This is a genomic window from Mycobacterium sp. PO1, assembly GCF_017312405.1.
Taxonomy (GTDB): Bacteria; Actinomycetota; Actinomycetes; order Mycobacteriales; family Mycobacteriaceae; genus Mycobacterium.
Genome location: NZ_BLTG01000091.1, coordinates 1 through 9,396 on the forward strand (window position 1 = coordinate 1; position 9,396 = coordinate 9,396).

The following is a 9,396-nucleotide window of genomic DNA, read 5'->3' on the forward strand; positions in this document are numbered from 1 at the left end:
TATGTGGCGCCGGACGGTAATCCGATCACCGCGAGTTGGGATGCGGCGACGCGCACGCTGACGTTGTCCGGGGCTGCGACGGTCGATCAGTATGAGGATGCGCTCAAGGCGGTGACGTTCTCGACCACTGAGGGTGGGTTGCCGCGTGGTCTGTCGGTGTCGTTGGTCGATGATGCCGGGGTGGCGTCGCTGGTGCCCGGGGCTGCGGTGGTGACCGTCATCGGTCTTCCCCCAGGGATTTTGACGGTGGGGACGCCGATTTTCACGTTGGGGAAGTCTCCGGTGAAGGTGCTGTCGTCGGTGACGATCACCGATGCGGATTCCGATGAGCTGTCCCAGGCGACGGTGAAAATCCTCACCGCCGGCAAGGGCAGCGACGTGCTGAGCTACAGCGGAATTCAGGGCAATCCGATCACCGCGAGTTGGGATGCGGCCACCCAGACGCTGACGCTGAGTGGGGCGGCGACCAAGGATCAGTATGAGGATGCGCTCAAGGCGGTGACGTTCTCCACCACGGAAGGTGGCATCGCTCGCGGTATTTCGGTGTCGCTGGTCGATGATGCCGGGGTCGCGTCGCTGGTGCCCGGTGCTGCGGTGGTGACCGTCATCGGTCTTCCCCCAGGGATTTTGACGGTGGGGACGCCGATTTTCACGTTGGGGAAGTCTCCGGTGAAGGTGTTCTCGTCGGTGACGATCACCGATCTGGATTCCGATGAGCTTTCTGAGGCGACGGTCAAGATTCTGACTGCGGGTAAGTCGACCGACGTGCTCGACTATGTGGCGCCGGACGGTAATCCGATCACCGCGAGTTGGGATGCGGCCACCCAGACATTGACGCTGAGTGGTGTGGCGACCAAGGATCAGTATGAGGATGCGCTCAAGGCGGTGACGTTCTCGACCACGGAAGGTGGCATCGCTCGCGGTATTTCGGTGTCATTGGTTGATGACGCCGGGGTCGCGTCGCTGGTGCCCGGGGCTGCGGTGGTGACCGTCATCGGTCTTCCCCCGGGCATCGCCGTTCTCGGTGCTCCCATACACACGATCGGGACTGCGCCGGTGAAACTCGTTTCCTCGGCGACAATCACCGATCTGGACTCCGATCAGTTGTCGAAGGCCGTCCTGAAGATCGCCACGCTGGCGCAGGACGGGGACGTGCTCGGCTATGTGGCTCCGAACGGAAATCCGATCACAGCCAGCTGGGACTCGGCAAGCAAGACGTTGACGTTGTCCGGGGTGGCGACGAAAGCGCAGTACGAGCAGGCAATTGAAGCGGTGACGTTCTCGGCCACGGGAAGCATTCTCGCGGTCCGATCGGTCACCATCAGCCTCACCGATGAGACGGGCGTCAACACGTTGATACCTGCCTCGGTGCTCGCCGGCGCGCGGTACTCGCTGGCGCCTACCGTTACCCCGGTCGGAGCACCCACTTACACCATCGGTAAGGCTCCGGTCCGGTTGATCAGTGCTGTCGACGTGGGCGATCTGGATTCCGACTACATGTCCAAGGCCACACTGAAGATCACCCTGCTGGCGCAGTCCGGTGACACCCTCGGCTATGTCGCGCCGAACGGCAACCCGATCACAGCCAGCTGGGACGCGGGGAGCAAGACGTTGACGCTGCAGGGAGTGGCCACCAAGGCGCAGTACGAGGAGGCGCTGAAGGCGGTGACCTTCTCGGCGACCGGTGGGGCCTTGCTGGTTCGGACCGTGTCGGTGAATGTCGTCGACGACACCGGTGTCGAAAGTGTCCTGGCCGGAACGGTTCTGGCGAATGTGGCCAACCCGCTTCCGCCATTGGTGACGCCGATCGGCAGGCTCCCCTATGGAGCCGGAAACTCACCGGTCAATCCGATCGCCGCGGTCGACATCGCCGACGCCGACTCGGACTACATGTTCGGCGCCACCGTGGAGATCTCGAACAACTACAACAATGGTGACGTCCTCGGCTACGTCGCCCCGGCCAACAACCCGATCACGGCGAGTTGGAACGCAAGCACCCACACCCTGACGCTGTCGGGCACGGCAACCAAGGCGCAGTACGAAGCGGCGCTGAAGGCGGTCACGTTCTACGCCACCACGCCAGGCGGAGTGTGGAATCTCGGGGAGGTCCGCACGATCAGGATGGTGGTGACCGACGACTCCAACGTCAAGAGCCTCGCCGCTTTCGTGCCGCTCGGGGTGACCATCTAGAACGGCGATGGGCCTGCTCGGTTCGACCGAGCAGGCCCATACGCGTGTAGTAGGTCTGTGAAGGCTAGGGCGCCGGGATGGGCGTCACCGAACCGAACGGGTTCATCGGGTCCGGCGGCGGCGGATCGAAGTATCCCGGCGGTGGCGGGCCGTTGAGCGGGTAGTACCCGGGAGGCAGCGGAGGTGCGACGGCACTCGGGTCGGCCTCGGGCAGCGGGGTCTCCGAACCAGGCGCGTTGAGCGACTGGTACCCGGGCGGCAGGGGAGGTGGCGGTCCGGCTCCCGGCGGCGGAGCCGAGGTCGGCAACCCTTCCGGCGGGATCTGGGTGAATCCGTACGGGTCCTGCGCCATGTTCCAGGCTTCTCGCAGGAAGGCGAGGGTGCCTCCGCCCCCGCTGCTGTTCTGGCCATACCCCGGGTTCTGGATCTCCGGGACCATCGGCGGCCCGACGGGCGGCGGAGCGACCGGGGGTGCGTCACCGCCTGCAACGGGCTGGAACACCGGCTGCCCCGGTGGCGGGGGAACCCCCGGCTCCGCGGGCGGGGCGGGCTGGGCGTATGCCATCCCAGCCAGGCCGAGGGCGCCCATGCTCAGGGCGGCGGCGGTGACCGCCACGCCGGCGAGCCGGGTCGGTCGCGGTGCGCTGAAGCGCTGTCGTCCGATCATGACTTCGGTGCCGTGCTTTCTGTCGTGACCGCCAAGCGGCCGTCGGCTTCGCGTCGAGGCTAACGTGTCAGCTCGCATCGTGCGTCCTCCACCGATGATTTCGCACGTCGGAGGCCATTGGTTACATCCCGGCGCTAGATGGCCGGTCCGAGCAGGTCGTCGGCGTCCTTGATGATGTATCCATAGCCTTGCTCAGCCAGGAAGCGCTGCCGATGCGCGGCGTACTCGGCGTCGAGGCTGTCGCGCGACACCACCGAGTAGAAGACGGCCCCGCCACCGTCGGCCTTGGGCCGTAGCAGCCTTCCGAGACGCTGAGCTTCCTCCTGCCGGGAGCCGAAGGTTCCCGACACCTGAACGGCGACCGACGCCTCCGGCAGGTCGATCGAGAAGTTGGCGACCTTCGACACCACCAAAGTGCGGATCTCGCCGCGGCGGAACCCGTCGAACAGCGCCTCGCGTTCGGCGGTCTTCGTCGAGCCCTGGATCACCGGCGCATCCAGTTCGGCGCCGAGTTCGTCGAGCTGATCGAGGTAGGCCCCGATGACCAGCGTCGGCTCGTCGGGGTGGCGCTCCAGAATCGACTTGACCACCGCGATCTTGGTGTGGGCGGTGGCGCACAGCTTGTAGCGTTCGTCGGGCTCGGCGGTGGCGTAGAGCATCCGCTCGTTGTCGGTCATCGTGACCCGGACCTCGATGCACTCGGCCGGTGCGATCCAGCCCTGCGCCTCGATGTCCTTCCACGGCGCGTCGTACCGCTTGGGGCCGATCAGCGAGAACACGTCACCTTCGCGGCCGTCTTCGCGGATCAACGTCGCGGTCAGGCCCAGGCGCCGGCGGGACTGCAGATCGGCGGTCATCCGGAACACCGGCGCCGGCAGCAGATGCACCTCGTCGTAGACGATGAGGCCCCAGTCCCGGCTGTCGAACAGCTCGAGGTGCTTGTACTCACCCTTGGTCCGCCGGGTGATCACCTGGTAGGTGGCGATGGTCACCGGCCGGATCTCTTTGCGTTCCCCGGAGTATTCGCCGATCTCCTCTTCGGTCAGCGACGTGCGGGCGATCAGCTCGCGTTTCCACTGCCGGCCGGCCACGGTGTTGGTCACCAGGATCAGCGTCGTCGCGCCGGCTTTCGCCATGGCTGCCGCGCCGACCAGCGTCTTACCGGCGCCGCAGGGCAGCACGACTACACCCGAGCCGCCGTCCCAGAACGAGTCGGCCGCCATCTGCTGGTAGTCGCGTAGCGCCCAGCCGTCCTGGTCGAGGGCTATCGGGTGCTTTTCGCCATCGACATAACCGGCCAGGTCCTCGGCCGGCCACCCGATCTTGAGCAACATCTGCTTGACCCGGCCCCGCTCACTGTTGTGCACCACGACGGTGTCGTCGTCGAGGCGCGCACCGAGCATCGGCGCGATCTTCTTGTTGCGCAGCACCTCTTCGAGTACCGCTCGGTCGAGGCTGACCAGCGTCAGGCCGTGTGCAGGATGCTTGACGAGCTGGAGGCGCCCGTATCGCGCCATCGTGTCGACGATGTCGACGAGCAGCGGCTGTGGAACCGCGTATCGCGAATAGGACACCAAAGCGTCGACGACCTGCTCGGCGTCGTGGCCGGCGGCGCGCGCGTTCCACAGTGCCAGCGGGGTGATGCGGTAGGTGTGGATGTGTTCCGGAGCGCGCTCGAGCTCGGCAAACGGTGCGATCGCCGCGCGGGCCGCTCCGGCCAGTTCATGATCGACCTCGAGCAGCACCGTCTTGTCGGACTGCACGATCAGCGGGCCGTCGGTCATGGGAGATCTCGGTAGGACGTCATCCCAGCCATTATCCCGATTCGGCCGACACCACCGAAGTCACACGGTGGATGGCGAACTCGCGGACCCGGCCGGAGGCCGGATCGAAGGCCGTCAGCTGACCGCCCCGCACGTTGATCGGCGCCACCACCCGCTGCGTCGCCACCCCGGCGGGGTCGACGTAGCCGATCACCACCGACTCCTGATGATGGGCGGCCTGCTGCAGTTCCGAGATCGCCACGGCCGGGTCAAGACGCATGCCGGTGGGCGGGGTCGAGGCCACCTTGCGCAAGACCGCGACGATCGCCGACAGGGTCTGGTCGGTGGGCACCGGCGGATGCCGGAACGTCCGGCGTCGGCCCGGCGCCGGGACCCGGGCGCCACGGCTGCGCAGGTCGACGATCGCCCCGGTCGAGTCCTCGGCGGCCGGGGCGAAACCGGCCGTTCGCAGCGCAGCGAGCACCTCGGAGATCGGCGCCTGGGAGACCGCGACGGTGGGCGCGAGCTGCCGCAGCTCCACCGCTTCGGCGGCCGGGGCCGCAACGGCCTGGGCGAGCAGCGCCGGATCCTCGCACCGCACGAACGAGGAAGCCATGCCCACTCGCAGCTGACCGTGCCGGCGGGCGACATCGTCGACCAGATAGGTCAGTGCCTGCGGGACCGGGGTCTTGGAATGCTTGGTGAACAGCGCATGCAACTCGCCGGCGGTCTTTCCCGTGTCCAGCGCGCGCCGCACGGAGGCCTCGGTGACGCGATACACCATTGCCGCGCCCGCCGACTCGACCGTTGCGACGGCCGCCAGCCTGTCGGCGAGGTCGCGCTGCAACGGGCCCGGCACCACCACCGTCAGATCGGCCTGCACCAGAAAATGGTCGATGGGCGCCGGAAGAATCTTGTCCATCGCGGCGACGACCGCCTCTTCGGGTTCACCGGCGAGCATGCGCCGCATGGGCGTGGCCACGGCGCCGCGACCGACCGCACCCACCGCGTGGGCCTCGGTGAGCAGGTCAGTCACCGGTTCCGGCTGCAGTCGTGCCGACCAGCGCGGCCGCTGCCACACCAATGCCCGCGACGCACTGTCGGCGTCGACTCCCGCGCCGGGCGGCAGATCGGCGAGAACCTGCAGCAGCAGCCGCCGGTCCAGGGGCGCGGCGGTGGAGAACAACGAATCGGCCAGCGCCGCGTACGGCTTGCCCTCGGGGTTGCGCCGCCCGATCAGGCTCGGGCGACCCGGCAGGTCCAGCCACGCCGACAGCAGCAGATGCCATTTGACGGCGGTCGGCGACTCCAGAAACCGGTCGGTCGCGACCGTCGGAGCCCAGTACGGTCCGGCCGGGTCCGCAGGTTCGGGGTCGGGAAGTCCGGGCGCCAGCAGTCCGGCGCCGGCGGTGATCTCCAACAGCAACCCCAGACGGTCTTCGTCGATGCCGGTGGTCTTGGCGAGCCGTTTGACGTCGCGCACGCCCAGCCCGCCGCTGCGCAGTTCCGGAATCGGCGTCGCGCTGAGCGTCTCCAGCACGATCTCGGCTTCCCGCAGCAGATCGATGGCGGCTCCTGCGGCCACCGCGTCGACGTCGGCCGCCGTCGTCGACGACACCGTGGGATCGGGTCGGGTGGCCGTGACCGGTCCCGGCGCTTCGCCCCGTAAGACCTGCCCGACCAGGCGGGGCAGGATCACCGTGTCGGTGTCGAGGCGTCGCAGCAAGCCGGCCGACAGCAGGCGCTGCACGGGACGATCCGCAGGAGCATCGGGTGCGGCATCTCGGGTGCGGCCCACCGGGGAGCCTTCCACCAGACGGTCCAGCAGTTCCCGGGAATCGGATTCCAGACTCTCGAGCGCCGCGGCCAGGTCGGTCTCCGGGATGGCGCTCTCGACGGTGGCCTGGCCCGGATACCACGGCAGGCTGGAGGCGACCTCGGCGGCGACGCGCAGCGCACCCTCTCCGGAGGTGTCGCCCCACACCAGCGCCCGTGCCAGCAGATTCTCGAGCGCGTGGGTCACCGACGGGCCGTCGGCGCGCTCTCCGAACGCCGCGGTCAGGTCGGCGGTGGTGACGGCCTTCGTATCCGCGTGCAGAGTGAGCAGCGCATCGAGCACGGACAGATGCAGGAAATCGAGATCGTCGGTGGCGGCTTTGATCGACTGACGGGCCGCCGCGCGGGCCGCCAGTGCCGCGATGCTGCCCGGCGGCGGTTGGGTGAGGTCGGGTCGGAGGCGCAGCAGCTGAAGCAGCCGCGCGTCGTCCAACTCGGCCAACCAGGCGCCCAGCGGTACGCCCGGGCTGTTCGCGCTCATCAGTACTGTCTGCTCTTCGTCCAAGGCCTCATCGGCACGGTCTGCTCTTCGTCCAAACCCCCATCTCGACCAGCGTAAAGCAGCCTCCCGACCTCGCCAGCCGGTGATCGGCCTGCCACAATGTCACCGTGGCTGATGACAAGAAGAACCGATACGTCGACCCGGGTTGGCCCAAGAGCGATCCTGACGATCACGCAGTCAGCGAGCTCGCCGCCGATCGCACAGGCGCCCTGTCTCCGTTCGGAGACGTGACGTTCCCGCTGCCGGCCGACGAGCTGCCGTTCATCCAGTCGGCCACCGTCATCAACAAGTAACGGTGCCGGACGGCCTGTCGCACCTCGACGAGACCGGTGCCGCGCACATGGTCGACGTGTCGGCCAAGGACATCACCAAGCGGGTGGCCGTGGCGGCCGGCGTGGTGCGAACCCGTCCCGATGTGGTCGCGATGATCACCGCGAACGGCCTGCCCAAGGGCGACGCCCTCGCCACAGCCAGGGTGGCCGGCATCCTGGCCGCCAAGCGCACCAGCGAGTTGGTGCCGCTGTGCCATCCACTCGCGATCACCGGTGTCGACATCGACTTCACCGTCGGTGCAGACGATGACCCCGCCGCGGTGGCCATCACCGCGACCGTACGGACCACCGACCGCACCGGTGTCGAGATGGAAGCGCTGACCGCCGTCAGTGTCGCGGCGCTGACGGTCTACGACATGATCAAGGCGGTCGATCGGGCCGCCGAGATCGACGACATCCGGGTTTTGCACAAAGAGGGCGGCAAGACGGGTACGTGGGAGCGGTGACCCGCTCGGGACTTGTGGTGATCGCCTCGACGCGGGCGTCGTCGGGGATCTACGAGGACCGCTGCGGCCCGGTGATCGCCGACTGGCTCATCGCCCGAGGTATCACGACCCCCGGCCCCGTGGTGGTCGCTGACGGTGAGCCTGTTGACGCGGCCCTTCGTGCTGCGCTGGCCGACGGGCACGACGTGATCATCACCTCCGGAGGGACCGGCATCTCGCCGACCGACTCGACTCCCCAGATCACCGCCGCACTGCTCGACTACGAGATACCGGGACTCGCCGACGCGATCCGCCGGTCCGGGCTGCCCCATGTACCCACCTCGGTGCTCTCCCGCGGGGTCTGCGGTGTCGCCGGCCGCACCTTGCTCGTGAACCTGCCCGGATCGCTCGGAGGCGTCAAGGACGGGCTGGGCGTGCTCGCCGACGTCCTGGACCACGCGCTTGATCAGCTCCGCGGCAAGGACCACTCCCGGTGAGCGCCGTATTGCGCGCCGCGCTGACCGACGAGCCCATCGACTCAGCCGAACACGAGGCGCTGGTCGCCCACGCTGCTGCAGGCGCGGTGGTGGCTTTCGCCGGAGTGGTGCGTGACCACGACGGGGGACGAACGGTGACCCGTCTGGAGTACTCGGCGCACCCGTCCGCGGGGCAGACGCTGGCCGATGTGGTTGCCGAGGTCGCCGCGCAGTCAGCCGGCGTGCGCGCCGTCGCGGTCAGCCATCGGGTCGGCGTCCTGCACATCGGTGACGCCGCGCTGGTGGCCGCCGTTGCCGCCGACCACAGGGGCGCCGCGTTCGAGACGTGCGCACGACTGGTCGACCGCGTCAAAGAGTCGCTACCGGTGTGGAAACACCAGTTCTTCGCCGACGGCACCGACGAGTGGGTCAACTCCGCATAGCGGAGTCACCTGTTCGGCGCCGACGAGTGGGTCAACTCCGCCTCGCGGAGTCACCTGATCAGGCGGGCGGCAGAACCGGAGCAGGCGCCGGAGCGGCAGCCGGGTCGGCCGGCATCGGGGCTGGCGCCTGTGGCGACATGGCACCCGGTTCCGGCGTCGTCATCGGCCGCTGCGTCAAGGCCAGCAGCGCATCCCGCCCGGAGATCTCCTGGGTCTGGATCGCGTGCCAGATCTCCTTCAGGTAGGTGACGTTCGCGCTGTCGTTGGCCACCTGGGTGGGGTCGACGGTCGTGCCAGGAGGAAGGTTCTCCGGGCTCACCAGATGAGGAACCTCGGCCGGAACCGGCAGGTCGCCGCTGATCGCCTGATTGGCGATGTCGTACGCCTCAGCGGGGACGGGCGCGGCGGCCAGCGGCGCGAGAGGTGCCAGCGGATCCGCCGGAGCGGGCGCCGCAGCCGGAGCGGGTGCCGCGGCCGGAGCGGGTGCCGGAGCAGGCATCGGCGGGACGGCGGGTGCCGGTTGCAGCGGTGCGTCGACGCCGAGGGACCACACCTGCGGCTGGTCGGCCGGGGCGGGGGCGGTGTCCCAGTTGGAGGCGGCGATCACCGCATCGGCAGCCGGGGCCTCGGCCGGAGTGACACCGGCGACCTCTACGGCTGGGGCGGGAGCCGATGTCGCCGGCATCGGCACGTCCAGCATCAGCGGACCCTGCGATTTCGGCAGCGGTGCGGCCAGTGGCTCGACCGGAGCAGGCGCCGGTG

General features: G+C 68.5%; 8 protein-coding genes and 1 pseudogene. 5 read left to right on the plus strand and 4 right to left on the minus strand.

Features of this window, described 5'->3' with window-relative positions; genetic code table 11:
• On the plus strand, nt 1–2,190 hold a 2,190-nt coding region (locus tag J3476_RS24195; protein WP_207068863.1), incomplete at its 5' end, for a hypothetical protein.
• A 64-nt stretch (nt 2,191–2,254) separates the two neighbouring features.
• Here the strand turns inward: J3476_RS24195 and J3476_RS24200 are convergent.
• The 3 genes from J3476_RS24200 to J3476_RS24210 form a co-directional block, all read right to left on the minus strand.
• A complete protein-coding gene (locus tag J3476_RS24200; protein WP_152518671.1) occupies nt 2,255–2,857 on the minus strand; it encodes a hypothetical protein in 603 nt (200 codons plus the stop codon).
• A 134-nt stretch (nt 2,858–2,991) separates the two neighbouring features.
• Entirely contained in the window at nt 2,992–4,641 is a 1,650-nt protein-coding gene (locus tag J3476_RS24205; protein WP_152518670.1) for a DNA repair helicase XPB, read from the minus strand.
• 31 nt (nt 4,642–4,672) lie between these two features.
• Complete coding sequence (locus tag J3476_RS24210; RefSeq protein ID WP_207068864.1) at nt 4,673–6,937, minus strand: helicase-associated domain-containing protein; 2,265 nt, start codon at nt 6,935–6,937, stop codon at nt 4,673–4,675.
• Nucleotides 6,938–7,065: 128 nt separating this feature from the next.
• On the opposite strand from J3476_RS24210, the gene J3476_RS24215 reads away from it, so the two are divergent.
• The 4 genes from J3476_RS24215 to J3476_RS24230 are packed head-to-tail and all read left to right on the plus strand — an operon-like array spanning nt 7,066 to nt 8,634.
• Nucleotides 7,066–7,251, plus strand: coding sequence for a hypothetical protein (locus J3476_RS24215; RefSeq protein ID WP_152518668.1), 186 nt, complete (start codon nt 7,066–7,068; stop codon nt 7,249–7,251).
• 47 nt (nt 7,252–7,298) lie between these two features.
• Nucleotides 7,299–7,736, plus strand: coding sequence for a cyclic pyranopterin monophosphate synthase MoaC (moaC, locus tag J3476_RS24220; RefSeq protein ID WP_286183646.1), 438 nt, complete (start codon nt 7,299–7,301; stop codon nt 7,734–7,736).
• Entirely contained in the window at nt 7,733–8,212 is a 480-nt protein-coding gene (locus J3476_RS24225; RefSeq protein ID WP_207068866.1) for a molybdenum cofactor biosynthesis protein B, read from the plus strand. The genes moaC and J3476_RS24225 overlap by 4 nt, the downstream gene beginning before the upstream one ends.
• Nucleotides 8,209–8,634, plus strand: a complete 426-nt coding sequence (locus tag J3476_RS24230; protein ID WP_152518665.1) for a molybdenum cofactor biosynthesis protein MoaE — start codon at nt 8,209–8,211, stop codon at nt 8,632–8,634. The genes J3476_RS24225 and J3476_RS24230 overlap by 4 nt, the downstream gene beginning before the upstream one ends.
• 58 nt (nt 8,635–8,692) lie before the next feature.
• Here J3476_RS24230 and J3476_RS24235 read toward each other — a convergent pair.
• Nucleotides 8,693–9,396, minus strand: a pseudogene (locus J3476_RS24235) (transglycosylase); the annotation flags it as partial.

Bases quoted from the DNA above. Each gene is read 5' to 3' on its own strand.
- J3476_RS24205 (WP_152518670.1), bottom strand. From the start codon at position 4,641: ATGACCGACGGCCCGCTGATCGTGCAGTCCGACAAGACGGTGCTGCTC.
- J3476_RS24200 (WP_152518671.1), bottom strand. From the start codon at position 2,857: ATGATCGGACGACAGCGCTTCAGCGCACCGCGACCGACCCGGCTCGCC.
- moaC (WP_286183646.1), top strand. From the start codon at position 7,299: ATGGTCGACGTGTCGGCCAAGGACATCACCAAGCGGGTGGCCGTGGCG.
- J3476_RS24210 (WP_207068864.1), bottom strand. From the start codon at position 6,937: ATGAGCGCGAACAGCCCGGGCGTACCGCTGGGCGCCTGGTTGGCCGAG.